This is a genomic window from Paraburkholderia sprentiae WSM5005, assembly GCF_001865575.2.
Classification (GTDB): Bacteria; Pseudomonadota; Gammaproteobacteria; order Burkholderiales; family Burkholderiaceae; genus Paraburkholderia; species Paraburkholderia sprentiae.
In genome coordinates, this window is sequence record NZ_CP017563.2 from 923,895 (window position 1) to 938,875 (window position 14,981).

At 63.5% G+C, this 14,981-nt stretch carries 11 protein-coding genes; 8 read left to right on the top strand and 3 right to left on the bottom strand.

All coding sequences use genetic code 11. The features are described 5' to 3' along the window. The first annotated feature begins 314 nt into the window (after nt 1-314). Genes BJG93_RS32745 through BJG93_RS32780 form a run of 8 tightly spaced genes read left to right on the top strand, consistent with a single transcriptional unit; the run spans nt 315 to nt 8,789 of the window. On the top strand, nt 315-896 hold the full coding sequence (locus BJG93_RS32745; protein WP_231337642.1) for a TagK domain-containing protein: 582 nt from the start codon (nt 315-317) through the stop codon (nt 894-896). Between the two features lie 43 nt (nt 897-939). Next, a complete protein-coding gene (locus BJG93_RS32750; protein WP_231337679.1) occupies nt 940-1,716 on the top strand; it encodes a type VI secretion system accessory protein TagJ in 777 nt (258 codons plus the stop codon). Further along, on the top strand, nt 1,713-2,231 hold the full coding sequence (gene tssE, locus BJG93_RS32755) for a type VI secretion system baseplate subunit TssE (protein ID WP_027194608.1): 519 nt from the start codon (nt 1,713-1,715) through the stop codon (nt 2,229-2,231). Before BJG93_RS32750 ends, tssE begins: the two co-directional genes overlap by 4 nt. A 1-nt stretch (nt 2,232) precedes the next feature. Beyond that, nucleotides 2,233-4,113 carry a type VI secretion system baseplate subunit TssF gene (gene tssF, locus BJG93_RS32760; protein WP_027194609.1) on the top strand — a complete coding sequence of 627 codons (1,881 nt, stop codon included), beginning with the start codon at nt 2,233-2,235 and terminating at the stop codon, nt 4,111-4,113. 2 nt (nt 4,114-4,115) lie between these two features. Beyond that, entirely contained in the window at nt 4,116-5,183 is a 1,068-nt protein-coding gene (tssG, locus tag BJG93_RS32765; protein ID WP_154671702.1) for a type VI secretion system baseplate subunit TssG, read from the top strand. Further along, the gene (locus BJG93_RS32770) at nt 5,180-6,262 is read left to right on the top strand and encodes a type VI secretion system protein TssA (protein WP_027194611.1); all 1,083 of its coding nucleotides are present in this window, start codon (nt 5,180-5,182) and stop codon (nt 6,260-6,262) included. The genes tssG and BJG93_RS32770 overlap by 4 nt, the downstream gene beginning before the upstream one ends. Nucleotides 6,263-6,268: 6 nt before the next feature. Next, a complete protein-coding gene (locus tag BJG93_RS32775) occupies nt 6,269-7,345 on the top strand; it encodes a fimbrial protein (RefSeq protein WP_231337643.1) in 1,077 nt (358 codons plus the stop codon). A 40-nt stretch (nt 7,346-7,385) separates the two neighbouring features. Beyond that, nucleotides 7,386-8,789 (top strand): GlcNAc-transferase family protein, encoded by a 1,404-nt coding sequence (locus BJG93_RS32780; protein ID WP_027194613.1) that lies wholly within the window; start codon nt 7,386-7,388, stop codon nt 8,787-8,789. Here the strand turns inward: BJG93_RS32780 and BJG93_RS32785 are convergent. From BJG93_RS32785 to BJG93_RS32795, 3 genes are all read right to left on the bottom strand, one after another. Further along, a complete protein-coding gene (locus BJG93_RS32785; RefSeq protein WP_034477742.1) occupies nt 8,694-12,128 on the bottom strand; it encodes an RHS repeat-associated core domain-containing protein in 3,435 nt (1,144 codons plus the stop codon). The two genes, BJG93_RS32780 and BJG93_RS32785, sit on opposite strands and share 96 nt — an antisense overlap. Nucleotides 12,129-12,154: 26 nt before the next feature. Further along, entirely contained in the window at nt 12,155-12,421 is a 267-nt protein-coding gene (locus BJG93_RS32790; protein WP_027194614.1) for a PAAR domain-containing protein, read from the bottom strand. Nucleotides 12,422-12,507: 86 nt separating this feature from the next. Continuing rightward, on the bottom strand, nt 12,508-14,949 hold the full coding sequence (locus BJG93_RS32795) for a type VI secretion system Vgr family protein (protein WP_027194615.1): 2,442 nt from the start codon (nt 14,947-14,949) through the stop codon (nt 12,508-12,510). Between the last annotated feature and the right edge of the window lie 32 nt (nt 14,950-14,981).

Here is a 14,981-nt window from a genome sequence, read left to right on the forward strand (position 1 = left end):
ACCATTCGCCCCTCGAAGCAGGCGCGCTCAAGACGTTCGCACGGACCATCCGAGCTATCGGGCAAGCGCCCACCGTTGCTCGGAACGATGTGACGGAAGCGGATGAAGCGAGCCAGGCGGCCTTCGCAGGCGAAAACAGTCACGCGGGCGCGCAGCATTCGTCTGGCACTGACCCGAGTCCGCATGCCGACCTTGAGCCTATGCACGACCATTTACCGAGTCCACCTCTCGAAGCTGCGAGCGCGTCTAAAGACATTCACCCGGCGCCACCGTCGGGCGGGACTCCGCCCGCGCACCGGATCGAGCCCGTGCTCATGCAGCCCGATGACTTCAGCGACCTCATAGCGCTCGCCGAGGAGCACGACGAAGATCCGCTGCAGTTGCGTCGCGAACCGCACGCGCCGGAAGACGGCGCGCACGGCGGCATGGCAATGCTTCTGGCAGCCGGCATCGACGAAGCGGATCCGCTCGCCGCGCTCACGCTCGAATACCGTCACGCGCTACTGAGCCACAAGAACGGCAGTGCGCACCAGCCCAAGGCGACGGCCGAAGATCATGGCGAGCCGATCATCAGGGCGCCGCATGATCCGTTCGCCAGGCTTGTCGATCCATTGCATAGCGAATCGTCGGTATTCGATCTGCTGACGAAGGGAAAGAACGTCGACACGCTGCTCGAGAGCCTTGACTCGTTCGGTGCGGAGCAGATTTTCAGGGCGGACGAAACGCAGGAGATCCTCGCGCTGCTCGCGCCGCGTGGCCTTCCTAGGCACCGTGCAAAGACGACCGCGCAGCTCGCGCGCGAAGAACATCACATGGTCAGCGTGGACAGCCACATCGCCATGCCTGAATCGATCGAATACGAAGAGCCTCAATTTTCAGATGAAGATATCCGCTGATCTGCCCACGTCGGGCACGCCGACACTTCATAGCCTGCTCGATATGCAGACTTATGGCGACCTCAAGGCGCAAACCATCGACAACGTGCGCAAGCATCCGTCGAACGTGCGCGCACGCTGGCTGCTGTTCGAGCTGTTGTGCATCGACGGCGAATGGCAACGCGCGCTACAGCAATTGCAGACCTGGGCCACGCTCGAGTCAGAAGGCGTATCGCGCGCGCAGATGTATCGCGGGCTGATTCGCGGCGAGATTTTCCGCGCCGAAGTGTTCGCGGGTCAGCGCACGCCGGGCGAGATCGATCCGCTGCCCGAGTGGGTGAAAACGCTGCTGCAAGCCAACGCCAAGCTCGGCGAAGGCAACCTCGCCGCGGCCGACGAACTGCGCGGCGCCGCGCTGAACGCCGCGCCGGCCACGCGCGGCGAAAGTGCGCAGATCGGCGAATTCGAATGGCTGACCGACAGCGATACCCGGCTGGGTCCCGTGTGTGAGCTGACCGTCGCGGGCGGTTATCGCTGGGTGCCGTTCGACGCCATAAAATCACTGACGCTCGGTCCGGTCACTTCGCTGACCGACCTCGTGTGGCGCTCGGCCGTCGTGGGCCTCCGCGACGCGACTGTCCTGCGCGGCTACCTGCCAGTGCGGTACCCCGGCTCGGAAAGCGGCCCCACTGCCACCAGGCTCGCGCGCGAAACGAGCTGGACAGACGTCGGAGAAACCGGCGTGATCGCGCTCGGCCAGAAAACCTGGAGTACCGACAAGGGCGACGTCGGCCTGCTCGACCTCGGCGAATGCCGGTTCAATCACGACGAGCGGGTATGAACACGTCCGACGTTCGACACCGGCAAGCCTACATGCCGTCGCTGATCGACCGCCTGCTCGATGATGCGCCCGCGCGGCGCAGCGAGCGGCCGGACGTCTATGCGCCCAACAGCGAAGGCATGCGCCGCATCGTCCAGCGTGACCTGAGCCTGCTGCTCAACACGACCAATCTCGACGACGAGATGGACATGGCGCGCTACCCGCTGCTGGCCACCTCGGTTGTCAATTACGGCGTTCCCGCGTTGTCCGGCGGCTATCTCACCAGTCGCAACTGGGAAACCGTCGAGACGATGGTCCGCACCGCAATCGTCCGCTTCGAGCCGCGTCTGATTCCTGAGTCGCTGCGCATCCGGCCGCTCGATAGCAAGGACCCGGTACGCTACAACCAGCTGATCTTCGAAATTCATGGCCTCATGCACTGGACGCCCTATCCGCTGGAATTTCGCATCCAGAGCGCATTCGACATCGAAATGAATCACGTCACGTTCGACCCGAACGCGGGCGGGGGAAATTGATATGGATCCGCAATTTCTCGACTACTACAGCCGCGAACTGACATACATGCGGGAAATGGCCGGCGAGTTCGCCGCGCACCACCCGAAAATCGCGCGGCGCCTTGGCATGGAGGGCATCGATGTTGCCGACCCCTATGTGGAGCGGCTCATCGAGGCGTTCTGTTTCATGTCGGCGCGCACACAGATCAAACTCGACGCCGAGTTCCCGCGCTTTACGCAGCGCCTGCTCGAAGTGGTTTATCCGAACTACGTCGCGCCCACGCCATCCATGGCGGTCGCGCAGTTGCGTCCCAGCCTGCGTGAAGGCGATTTCACGAAAGGGCTGCAGGTGCCCCGGCATAGCATGCTGCGCTCGGCAATCCCGCCCGGCGAGCAAACCGCGTGCGAATTCCGCAGCAGCCAGGACGTCACGCTATGGCCGATCGAAATTGCGGAAGCTCGGCTCACCGCCGTGCCGCCGGATATCCCGGACACCGATCGCCATCTGCTGCCGCACATGCAATTGCGCGGCGCATTACGGTTGCGCCTGCGCACAACCGGCGAAGTGAAGTTCAACCAGATGACGAACCTCGACCGGCTGCCCATTTACATCGGCGGCGACGAACGTATCGCTTCGCATCTGTTCGAGCTGATCCACGCCGGTAGCGTCGCGGCCGTCGTGCGCGCGCACGGCGCGTCGAGAGACGACGGTAACGTGGTCGCGAAAACACCGGTCGAATTTGAAGGTCTGCAAGCGGACCAGGGCCTGCTGCCGCTTACGTGGAATACGTTTCACGGCCACAATCTGCTGCAGGAATACTTCGCGTGCCGCCAGCGTTTCTATTTCTTCGCGCTGACGCAACTCGCGGCGGGTCTCGCGCGCGTAGACAGTCAGGAAGCCGAGATCGTTCTGCTGCTCGACCGTCTGCCGGAAGAGCTGGCCACGCACGTCGACGCATCGCGTTTCCTGCTGTTCTGTACGCCGGTCATCAACCTGTTTCGCAAGCGCACCGACCGCGTCGAAGTCAATCGCGCCCAAACCGACTTTCATCTGCTCGCCGACCGCACCCGGCCGCTCGACTATGAGATTTTTTCGGTATCGCGCGTATTCGGTCAGCGAGCGCAAACATCGCTCGACGTCGAATTCAATCCGCTCTATCAGACGCTGCATAGCGACGTGGGCAACCACGGCCGCTATTTTTCGGTGCGCCGCGAGCAGCGCGCGCTGTCGGCCAATGCACGCAAGTACGGCACCCGTACGCCGTATATCGGCACCGAGGTGTACGTGTCGCTCGTCGATCAGGCGGAGGCGCCGTACGCTGACGACATCCGCTACCTATCGGTCGAAGCGTGGGTCACCAACCGTGACCTGCCGCGCCTGATCCCGCGCAACGGCAGAACGGATCTCACGATGTCCGACTCCGTGCCGATCGAGGGCGTGCGCCTCGTGCACGCCCCGAGCGCGCCGCGCCCGCCGTACGCGAGCGGCGAAACGGCGTGGCGTCTGATCCGGCAGCTGAGCTTCAACTACATGCCGCTCGCCGAACTCGATCACGGCGATGGCGGCCAGGCGCTGCGCAACATGCTCGGGCTGTTCATCGCCCCAGGCGAACGCGAACAGGCACGGCAGATCGAGGCGCTCGTCGGCGCACGCACTGAACCGGTGGTCCGGCGTCTGCCGGGCGACGGCCTGCTCGTCTATGGGCGTGGCGTGCGCTGCGAACTGACGGTCGATGACACCGGCTTCTCGGGCATCAGCCCGTATCTGTTTGGACTCGTGCTCGAGCATTACCTCGCGCGTCACGTCTCGATCAACATGTTCACCGAAACCGAACTCCGTTCCATGCAGCGTGGCCTGATCACTCAATGGCGGCCACGCATGGGCGGACGCGGAGCGGTATGAGCATGGATGCGTCGCTTGCGAGCGCCGTCGCGCCAACGCGGTCATCGCTCGACCCGCAATCGCTCGACGCGTGGTTCGATCCCGACACGCCGTGGCAATCCGGCTTCCTGAGCCTGCTGCGCGCAATCGCCGCCCGCGACCCGCTGATGCCGTTGCCGGGCACCGCGAGCCTGCCGCAAGAAGAGCCGTTCCGGATCGGCCAGCAACCCACGCTGGCTTTCGCGCCGCGCGAAATTGCGTCGCTCGGCACGCGAGACGGCCGCCTCGACGTGCGTCTGTTCGGACTAGGCCTGTGGGGGCCGCAGGGGCCGCTGCCATTGCATATGACGGAGCTGGCTCACAGTCGTGTGGAAAGCCACCAGGATCATGCGCTCGTCGGGCTCGTCGATCTGTTCCATCACCGCGCGCTGTCGCAGTTTTATCGCGCATGGGCGTCCGGGCAAGCCACAGCGTCGCTCGACCGTGCCGGTGACGAAACGTTTTCGTTCTACGTCGCCAGCCTGATCGGCGTCGACCCGGCAGAGGCGAAGCAGTCCTGTCTGCCCACGCACTCGCGTTACAGCGCGGCGGCCCACCTCGTGCGCGAGGCGCGCAATCCGCACGGCATGGCGGCGACGCTCTCGCATTACTTCGGTGCTCCGGTATGCATCGAAGAATTCGTGCCGCACTGGATCCATCTGTCCGCGTCGGAACATACCAAGCTCGGGGTGCCAGGGCCCTCGGCGATCATCGGTGCGTGCGCGCAGCTCGGCGAGGCGATTCCCGACCGGCAGCACAAGTTCCGGGTCGTCGTGGGTCCACTCGAGCTCGATCAGTATCTGCGCCTCACGCCGGATGGCGAGGATCTGCCGACGTTCGTCGAGTGGGTGCGGGCCTTCGTCGGCCACGAATATGCCTGGGAGGTCAAGCTGCTCGTCAAACCTCGCGCGGCGCCACCGGCCCGCATCGGCACGTCGCAAAGACTCGGCTACTCGACGTGGCTCGGTGATTCCCTCGACGACCTTCCGGTCGTCGGCATGGTATTCGAACCTGAACAGTGCAACGACCGACACCGGAGTTCCTTCGCATGAACGCCAACACCTCCGCCGCCATGCTGCGCTACGCCGACCTGCTGGAACCGGTCTCGGCGGACGCGCCTTGCGGCCCCGACCTCGAATACGATCCGGCATTCGTGATGCTGCAGGCGGCCGCGGCCCCACGCGCCGAGGCGCAATACGGCGACTTCGTCGGCGTACCGCCAACGGCCAATTGGGCCGAGATCGAACGCGATTGCCGCGTGCTGCTGCTTCGCACGAAAGACATCCGCCTCGCGGTGATCCTGCTGCGTTGTCGAACCCGGCTCGACGGCGCGGCCGGCCTGCGCGACGGCCTGGCTTTCCTGATGGCGATGCTCGAATGCCATGGCGAAGCGCTCCACCCGCTACCAGTGTTCGAGGGCGAACGCGACCCGGCAATGTTCGCGAACGCGATCGGCGGACTCGTCGAGCCGGACGGCACGCTGGCCGATGCACGCGACATCCCGATGCCGAGGGCGGCGGGGCTGCAACTGCATGTGCGCGATATCGAAAAATCGTTCGCGATACCGCGCCAGAAGGACGCGCTCGCCCCTGAGTCCGTCGTCCGGCTGCTCAAGGAAGGGTGGGGCCGGCGCGACGCGACGATTGCCGCATTGGTCGAAGCGCAGTGTCTGACTCAGCGCATTGCCGAATGGTGCGAAAAGACGCTCGGCGTCGATGCGCCCGATCTCGGCCCGTTGTCCCGAGCGCTGCAGCCATTCGCGCGGCAGCAAGTGGACGGCGGCGGCGCGTGCACGCCGGCAGCCACCCGAGCCGTCAACGCGCAGGACAACAACAACACCGTACCAGGCTCGGCGTCGCTTGCCGTCGCTACGGCAACGCTACCGCCGGCCCAGGCGCCAGCCGACGTGCCGGCCGATGTGCCAGGAACCACCGCGCCGTCGCCAACGGATCGCTGGAGCGCGCTCGCAGCCATTCAGGAAACACGCATGTGGTTCGAGCAAAACGAACCGAGTAGCCCCGTCATAGTTTTGCTGCGCCAATCGGAAAGGATGGTGGGCAAACGGTTTTCAGAACTCGCCCATATCATTCCGGCCGATTTACTCGCTAAATGGGACGACATCGACAGTTGAGGCAGCGTGCGCGCATGTGCCATTTGCTTCGCTGTCAGTCCATACAGTCCGCCGATCAACCAACAATTACCAATGAAAAGACTCGTTCAATTTTTTGTCCTGGTTTGCTTCGCGATACCCCATTTCGCCTTCGCCGCCTGCACCCAGTTGAAGCCTTCGCAGATTACCGAATTGCTGTCTCAAGGCTACATCGCGGCACGGCCATTAGCGGTCAACATACCGTTCCAGGAAAGCTCGGTATCGATCGATCCGGGATTACCGGTCGGCACGGTGATCGCCACGGGCCTGTCGCCCGCGTACGCCACCTATGCGAACTTCGCAGACTGCACCAACGGCGGCACGGTAACGATCGGCTATTTCAACGCCACGCCGTCCGCCGTGCCGGGGGTCTATAACACCAACGTCCCTGGAATCGGTTTTCGCGTGACCTATCTTCGTGCGAGCGGTACGAATTCGCCACTTCCGTTTTCGCCGTCCTTTGCCGCGGGCGATATCGATCAGGTGATCTATGGTCGCTTCGGCATAGGCTCGCAATTCCAGGTCGAACTGGTCAAAACGGGTGACATCGCGAGCAACGTCAACGTGATGTTCAATACCCTGGGAACCGGCATTGCCAGTGGTGACGGCAGCCAGGTCGTGACCATCACGGGCGGCGGCATCAACGTCAAGGTCCTTCCGAGCTGCTCGGTCAATTCGAGCACACTGAACATCGACTTCGGCACGTTCGGCCCGAGCGACGTGTCGACCACAAACGGCCCGACCCAGCCAGTCGACTTTACGGTGCTCTGCACCGGTCCCACTCCACCGGCTTCGATCACTGCCGTGCTTTCCGGTACACCCGATACCGACGACAGCAGCATGTTGAAGAACACCGGCGCGACGCACCTCGCGATTCGTTTGCGGGAAGTCTCGACCAACACGATTCTTAGGCCCAACGATCCGGCCAGTACCCTCGTCCACGCTCCGCGGGGCGCGATGCAATCGCCGTTCCAGCTCGAAGCGAAGGTGCTGCGCGTCGGGACTGCGACGCCGACGGCGGGCAAGATCCAGGCGACCGCAACCATCACAATGACCATCCTGTGAACCGACTGTCCATTACGGACTTATTCCAGAAGCAACCCGTATGATTGATGTATCCGTCACACTACCGAATTCGATCTTCGTGCAGATCGCAAGTTATCGCGATCCGCAGTTGATTCCTACGTTGCTTGATTTCATCCATCAGGCAAGAAAGCCGGATTTGCTACGCATCGTCGTGTGTTGGCAGCATGCGCCGGACGAAACGATAGGCCAGTTCTGGCAACAGGGTTTTGGTAAATGGCGGACGGAACAGACCGGCAGCTGGACCATCCAGCACCTCAATTACGGTGGCGCGAAAATCGAGCTAATCGACGTGCCGCACATGATGTCGCAAGGTGCATGCTGGGCCCGCAACCTACTCCAGCAGCGCTACGGCGGGGAGCGTTATACGCTGCAGCTCGATTCGCATCACCGCTTCGTCGACGGCTGGGACACGCTCGTGATCGATATGCTGGAATCATTGCGCGACGAAAGTCCAAAACCGGTGCTGACCACCTATCTTCCGATGTTCGACCCGGAGAATCACGACGTTCGAAAAGGCGATGAGCCAAGATTGTTGGCTTATTCGAGCTTCAGCAAAGACGGAGTGGTGGTGTTTCGCTCGAAGAAGCTCAGCGACTGGAGAATGCGCACGCGCCCTGTCCGTACGCGCTTCTTCAGCGCGCATTTTGCATTCGCCGACGGCCATTTTGCCGAAGCCGTCCAACACGATCCCCATTACTTCTTTCTCGGCGAGGAGATTTCGATCGCCGTGCGCGCGTTCACGCACGGCTATGACCTGTACTGTCCGCACCGGCTGATCGCCTGGCACGAATATAAGCGCTCGTATCGGGTCAAGATCTGGAACGACCATACTCAGGAGGCCAAGGAACGGGGCGATGTCGAGGCGCCCTGGACCGAGCGCAACCAACGCTCTTTTCAGCGCAATCGTGCGCTGCTCGGCGTCGACGGAGAGACACTGCCGCAACGAGATTTCGGCAAGTATGGACTCGGGGCCGAACGCACGCTAGCTGATTACGAAGCGTACGCAGGCATTTGCTTCGCATTGCGCGGTATCCAGAAGTCCGTACTCAATGACGAGGTGCCCGTTCCGGCGGCGCAGCGTGTCAGCGAAGCGACATGGAAAGCCTCCCTATTACGCGCGAACGACGTGCGCGTGTGCGTGCATCGGAACAGTGTCGACAAACATGCGCTCATTCCCGGCATCGAGCAGCCATTGTCGGCCGCCACGTCTGCCGTCGTCGCAATCTTCGATAACGGCGACACTGAGCTGTGCCGCAAGATCGTCGATGCCGGCCGACTTTCCCGACACCGGAATAGCGACTGGCTCGACTTCCATGAAACGTTCGAATCAGAACTTGAGCAGATCCCAGCCTATTACGTCGTGGAATTGTTCGACCACGCCGGCAACATGCTGAGCCGGGTTCGGCGCACGATCGATGCGTGACGCGTCCATGCCCGCAACATACGGCAATGATTCCGGCGTCGCGCGGCCGAGCGGGTTGCACCATGTCAGCGGATTCGGCGCGTAACGATAGGGACTGACGCCGCCGTCGCCGATGCGATCGGGGCTAATGTAGCGGCCCGAGTGAGGATCGTAGAAACGCCCGCCGTTGTAATACAGCGTGGTTTCATCGTCTGAATACTGGCCGGCGTAGCGCAGCGGCTGCATCAAAGTGTCCGCTCTTCCCCACTCCGGCGCAACGAGGTTGCCCCACGCCCGATAGCGCTGCTGCCACACCACCCGCCCGTTTTCGTCGGTTAGCGCAACGGCCGTACCGGCGACATCGATATGGTAGTGATAGACCTGCGTGTCTTCTATCGTTCCATCGTCCGCGAGCGTCTGGTTCACGCAAGCGAGCGGCGCGAAGCCGGTCGAGCAGTCGGGCTCGGGGTGATACAGGTACGTGCGCAGCGCCACTGCGTTTTGCTCCTGGATCATTCTGAATCCCTGCCACAGATAGCGCGTCACGTCATCCTGCACAGGGGTCGATGGTTGCTGCGCCCGACGCGGCGAAGCCGGTTCCACCAGCTTCGCGATACGTCGACCGATTGCATCGTACCGATAGCGCACCGTGCAGTGATTGCGATGCGCGGCAATGACGCGGCCCTCCGCGTCCCAATCGAGCGTCAGCGTAGGGTCCCGGCCGGTTCTGCGCACCAGTTGTCCCCACGCGTCGTACTCGTAACGATGGCCGCGGCATTCGCGCAGCCGATGATCCGGGTAGACGGCCGGGAACCAGGTGCCGCCGGGCGCATCGAGCAGGTTGCTCGCCGCGTCCCATGTGAAGTATTCGATCTCCAGCTTCTCCGACACGCACCGCAGCAGGCAGCCGCGCCGGTCATAGTCGAACCACGTCTGGCCGCCAAGTCCACCATCCGTTCTGACGATCACGTCAGCGGGACTGTAATCGGCCTCGCGCCACAATTCGATCACAGGTTCTGTCGCGGCGCCCGGCGTGTCTACATCAGGTCCCGTTACCGAGCGCCACCACACGGACAGTCCGAGCGGCGAATAACCCGTATGCGTGCGCAACCGGCCTTGCGTGCGCGCAACCTGCCGTCGCATCGCGTCATACCAGAACCGCGCGATTGGCCGCTCGTCCAATTCGACGAACGCGATATCGCCGGTTTCGAAGCGGCGTGTGCGGACCTCCTGTTCCTGCGGCAGTTGCGTCGCGACGAGGCGGCCAGCGGCGTCGTACGTATAGCGCAGTGTGCCGTTTGCTCCATGTTCCGCGACTACGCGACCATTGGCGTCGTGTTCGAAGCGGATTTCATCCGCGCCGGTGCCAAGCAGTTCGCCTTCCGGGGTCGGTGTGCGGCTCACGCACTCGAGCGACCCACGCGGTCCATAGCGATACGCATAACGGTTGTGCGCGGTTTCGCGCCCAACCAGGCGATCTGCGCTGTCGTAGTCGAAGGTTTCGCGGCGCAGTTGCGTGCCCGCTTTCCACGCGATGCAACGGATTTGGCCGGCATCCGTGTAGTCGAAACGGCGCTCGACACCGTCTGCGTCCGTGATCGACCGGCAACCGCTTGCGTCCCACTGTAGCAATTGCACCGCGCCGTTCGGGCTCTCGACTCGAACCAGACGCCGATGCGCATCGTACTGACGCGCGGTCACGTGCCCCTCCTCGTCGACCGCCCGCACGACATTGCCGCGCCGATCCCGATGCCAGTGCCGACTGCGGCCACTGGGACCGACGAACGAAGTTCGCTGGCCCGCGGCGTTCCACCCATGACGCTCGATCTGGCCGTCGGCACGCGTCACCGTCAGCGGCCGCCCGAGGCCATCGCGCTCTATTCGCGTGACGGCGCCGAGCGCGTCGGTCATGCTGACGACGTGGCCATTGACGTCGTACTCGTAGGCGGTCGTGCTTCCGCCTGCCGCCGTGCGCCGTGTCACCTGCCCCCAGGCATTTCGGGTGTACGTCGTTGCAATTTCCTGTGCGTCCGTCGAACGCACGACATCGCCATCGGCATCGTATTCAAAGCGCGCGATTTCTCCAGACGGCGCCTGGTAGTGCACCGGCTGCAGACGGTCGTTGCGCACCCACATCCATGCGCGCCCATCGCTCAGCGCGATGGATACGGGCTCGCGCGACGCAAACGCATACTGCGTCGAACGGGTCTCGCCTCCCGGGTCCGTTTCGCGCTCGACCCGACCGAGCCGGTCGTATTCGAGTCTGACGATGCGCTCGCCAGGCAGTTGTATGGTGAGCGGCGCGACCGCGTCGCCATAGCCGAAGCGATAGCGTCGGCCGTCGAAGTCCGTGTGCGAGAGCACGCGGCCCTGGTCGTCGTATTGCCAGCTCGCGTCATGACCGAACACGTCGCTGACCGCAGTGGTCTGGCTATCGACGTCGTAGGCAAAGCGCTCGCGCGCGCCTTCCGACGTGATGCGTTGAACGACCCGCGCGGCGCCCCCGATCGATTGCCACACATAATGTGTCGCCATCCCGAGCGCGTCGGCCTCCTCGACGACCCGTCCTTCGCGGTATGCAAAGCGGCGCACGAGTTCGCCGACGCGGTTGCGCACTTCGGTGAGCTCGCCATGCGAACTGTAGCCATATTGGACCAGCGCGCCGGTCGGACCGCCGTCGACGCACTCGACGGCAGCCAGACGCACGCCCGTGCGCGTCTCGTAGTGCATGCGCAACTCGTGACCGCAGGTGCCGCGCATGCGCAGCAAGCGCCCGTCGGCATCCCAGATCAAACCGATCCGCTGCTTGCGCAGATCCTCGACATACTTGAGCCGGGCGATGCCATTCGCGTCGAACTCGCCGAACACGCGGTAGTGCGGCCTCAGGTCCGCCACGACTAGTCGTCCGTCGCTCAGATGCGCGATGTGCAATTGCGCGGACGACGCGATGACCTGCGATCCGCGCGTCGGATACGGCACGCTGAGTGTGCTGCCGAATTCGTCGGTATAGATGAGTTGATCGTCCCGCTTGCGCAGCGTGATTTCCCAACTCATGCGCCAGCCGACGCCGAGCAGCCCGCGCGCGCGCTGCGCGCTCGAATAGCAGCGCGACCATGCGAGCGGAAACCGGCCGGGCAGCGCGAGGTCGGTTTCGTCGGCGGGCAGGCAGATCTTGCTGCCGCTGATCACATTGACGGAGCCGCACAGAATGCCCGACAGCGCGCGACGCATGCGATATCGGTCGACCACGTCGCCAAGCCGCTCACAACGGTCGAGCAGCGGTCCGGCACTCGCGAGTGGCAACACGACGCCTGGCAGCCCGACCAGTTCCCCGCCTATTCCATCGATTCCAGTCGTCACTTGAATGTCCTCGCCGTCACTCGCTGTCACTCGCCGATCAGCACGTCCGGCGAGCCAACGGACAGCGCCGAGCCGCACGACACGCAGCCGCCGACTATGGCGGCCGGCACGCCGTTGATGAATACGGAGCCCGAGCCGGCGACCAGCGATTGCGCGGACGGGTGAAGCGAGCAAACCACGGAGCTAATGCCGACGAGCCCCGCCGGGATTCCGTTGACAAAAACCGATGGCGACCCCCCGACCACCGAACCGCCGTCGCCGATCGGATCGCCTTTACGAACCACTGCATACATGATCGATATTCTCAAGAGAACAGCAAAGCCCGTGCGGGGCCGGGCGCGAACGCATTCGGCGATGCACGGGATGGCGAAATGCGCTGTTACGCGTCCTGGCCGGTTGCCGGCGGTACCTCCTCCGTCGGCTCCGGCTCCTCAGTGGAGGGCTCCGGTTCCTCTGTCGACGGCTCCGGTTCCTCGGTCGACGGCTCCGGTTCCTCAGTCGAGGGCTCCGGTTCCTCACTCGACGGCTCCGGTTCCTCAGTCGACGGCCCCGGCTCCTCAGTCGACGGCTCCGGCTCCTCAGTCGACGGCTCCGGCTCCTCAGTCGACGGCGGCGGTACCACGATCGGCTCGCACGGAGAGGGCACATCTGTGCAAGGAAAATCCAGTGCATCGAGTACCACGACCGGAACAGGAACTGTCGTCGCATTGCCCTTTTCCGCATCGCAAGGATTGAGTTCCAACGGCATGCCCTTTACCACCACCCGCTCATCACCCTGGATACGGATTTTCTTACCGATCAGCTTGATCTCGCCATCCTTGGTCATCGTCAGCGACGACGCGCCGCACACGATAGACAGCGCGCCGCCAGCGGACAACGAATAGGCCCCGCCGACCGCATGCGACGACGCGCCACCGACCGTGACGGAACGCGCTCCGCCCACCGTCAGTGCGGACGCGCCGCCAACCGCCGTCGCCTCAGCGCCGCCGATCATCGTCGACTGCGCAAGACCGACCGAATAGAAAGCGACATCCTTGACCCTGACCGAGTACTTGCCGCTAACGATCGTGCTGGACGCCGCCCCAACGGTCATGCTGTGCGCGGCGGCCACGCCAATCGTGTAGTCGGCACCGACCACGTGCGATTCGTTGAGCTTCGTCAGGCGGTTCATGTCCCGTTCCGCCTGCAGCGTGAATTCCTCGGCACCCGCCTTGTCCTCGAAGCGGATGCTGTTGTAGTTCTGCAAGCCCCCTTCCATCGACCGGCTCATGAAACCGCTCTGCGTCGCGTTGCCTGGCAAGTCATAGGGCGGACGCGTCGCCGTGTTGTACAGGCTGCCGGTGATCAGCGGACGATCCGGATCGCCGTTCCAGAAATCGACGATGACTTCCTGCCCGATGCGCGGAATGTAGATGCCCCCGAAACCCTGACCGGCCCACGCCTGGCTCACACGAACCCAGCAGGAGTCGGTTTCGACGTTTCGGCCGTAACGGTCCCAGGCGAAGCGGACCTTCACGCGACCGAATTCGTCGGTCCACAGTTCCTTGCCCTCGGGGCCCACGACGACAGCCGACTGCGGCCCGCTGACGGTCGGCTTCGACGTCCGCTGCGGCAGCCTGAACACTTCGCTGGTCGGCTGCACGTCGAACTTGTTGCTGCATGTGTACTCGTAACCGCTACCCGATTCGTCCGGCGTACCGGTCAATCCAAGCTCCGTACCGATAACGAGGTATTCGCAGTTCGCGGCCGTATAGTCGTAGCTGGTCAACACGAACGTCTGCCCGCACGCGAGTCCGCGCACGTTACCTTCGCCTTGCGCTCGCGTGCCCGGCGCGCGCAGCGCTTCCATGCGCGTACGCGCCAGCAGTTCACCATGGCTGCCGTCGGTGTAATCGCCCGGCCAGTCGTAGCGCTCGAGCAAGTTCCAGCTGGTGTCGCGCGGCTGCTGATTGATCGCCCGCATGTCGGCACGCGAACGCGTGAAGTCGAAGTCGCTCGTGACATAGTGACCGGTGCACAAGACTTCGGCCGTCGAGAACGCGCTGATGTATTCCGTGTCGGTCTTGCCGCCCTGCGGCTGGAACGCCAGCGTCCGGTATGACGGGTTCGGCGACTCGCGGTGCGCGCCAATGTGATCGCACAGCACGAGCCGGTGCTTGCCGTCGGCATGTTCGAAAAACCAGTAGATGCCCCACTCTTCCATCAGGCGATGAATGAAGTCGTAGTCGGTTTCGCCGTACTGGACCTGGAACGCGCGCGGCTCGTTGGCCGGACTTTCACCCCCGAGCGAATAGCGGCTCACGTCGAGGCGCTTTTCGACCGGGTACGGATAGTCCTTCAGCACCTCGTCGATGATCTCGATGACCGTCTTGTTCTGGAAAATCTTGTAGTCGGTCGTCAGGGTCGCCAGCCACAGCCAGGGCTTCAACACGACGCGATAGACGTTGTAGCGGCCTTCCCGACACAGGTATTGCGCGGCCGCGACGAGTCCGGTGATCTGCCGCTGACCAGCGTCGGCGTCGGCCCGCGGGCCGACAGGCGGCTCGAGATCGATCGCGACGGTCATTTCCTTGCCCAACAGCGCCTTCAGGTCGATGTTGGCACTCACGGCAAGCGGCACCGTGTAATCGTCGGGCGTACGCAGCAGCAGCTCGTATTCAAACAGCTGGCCGAGATACTCGCCGCCCTTCAGCGACTTGAAGGCCAGCGCCGGCTGCGTTCGTCCATCCGCGGTCTGACCGGGCCACTGCGGTATCGCCGCGCTGGATACAGTCACTGCGCGGCTCTGCACACTTATCGCGTTCAAAGCATTAGTTGACATGCACTCCTCTACATTCTCTCTATCGAAAAGAC

Bases quoted from the DNA above. Each gene is read 5' to 3' on its own strand.
- BJG93_RS32745 (WP_231337642.1), top strand. From the start codon at position 315: ATGCAGCCCGATGACTTCAGCGACCTCATAGCGCTCGCCGAGGAGCAC.
- BJG93_RS32750 (WP_231337679.1), top strand. From the start codon at position 940: ATGCAGACTTATGGCGACCTCAAGGCGCAAACCATCGACAACGTGCGC.
- tssE (WP_027194608.1), top strand. From the start codon at position 1,713: ATGAACACGTCCGACGTTCGACACCGGCAAGCCTACATGCCGTCGCTG.
- tssF (WP_027194609.1), top strand. From the start codon at position 2,233: ATGGATCCGCAATTTCTCGACTACTACAGCCGCGAACTGACATACATG.
- tssG (WP_154671702.1), top strand. From the start codon at position 4,116: ATGGATGCGTCGCTTGCGAGCGCCGTCGCGCCAACGCGGTCATCGCTC.
- BJG93_RS32770 (WP_027194611.1), top strand. From the start codon at position 5,180: ATGAACGCCAACACCTCCGCCGCCATGCTGCGCTACGCCGACCTGCTG.
- BJG93_RS32780 (WP_027194613.1), top strand. From the start codon at position 7,386: ATGATTGATGTATCCGTCACACTACCGAATTCGATCTTCGTGCAGATC.
- BJG93_RS32790 (WP_027194614.1), bottom strand. From the start codon at position 12,421: ATGTATGCAGTGGTTCGTAAAGGCGATCCGATCGGCGACGGCGGTTCG.
- BJG93_RS32795 (WP_027194615.1), bottom strand. From the start codon at position 14,949: ATGTCAACTAATGCTTTGAACGCGATAAGTGTGCAGAGCCGCGCAGTG.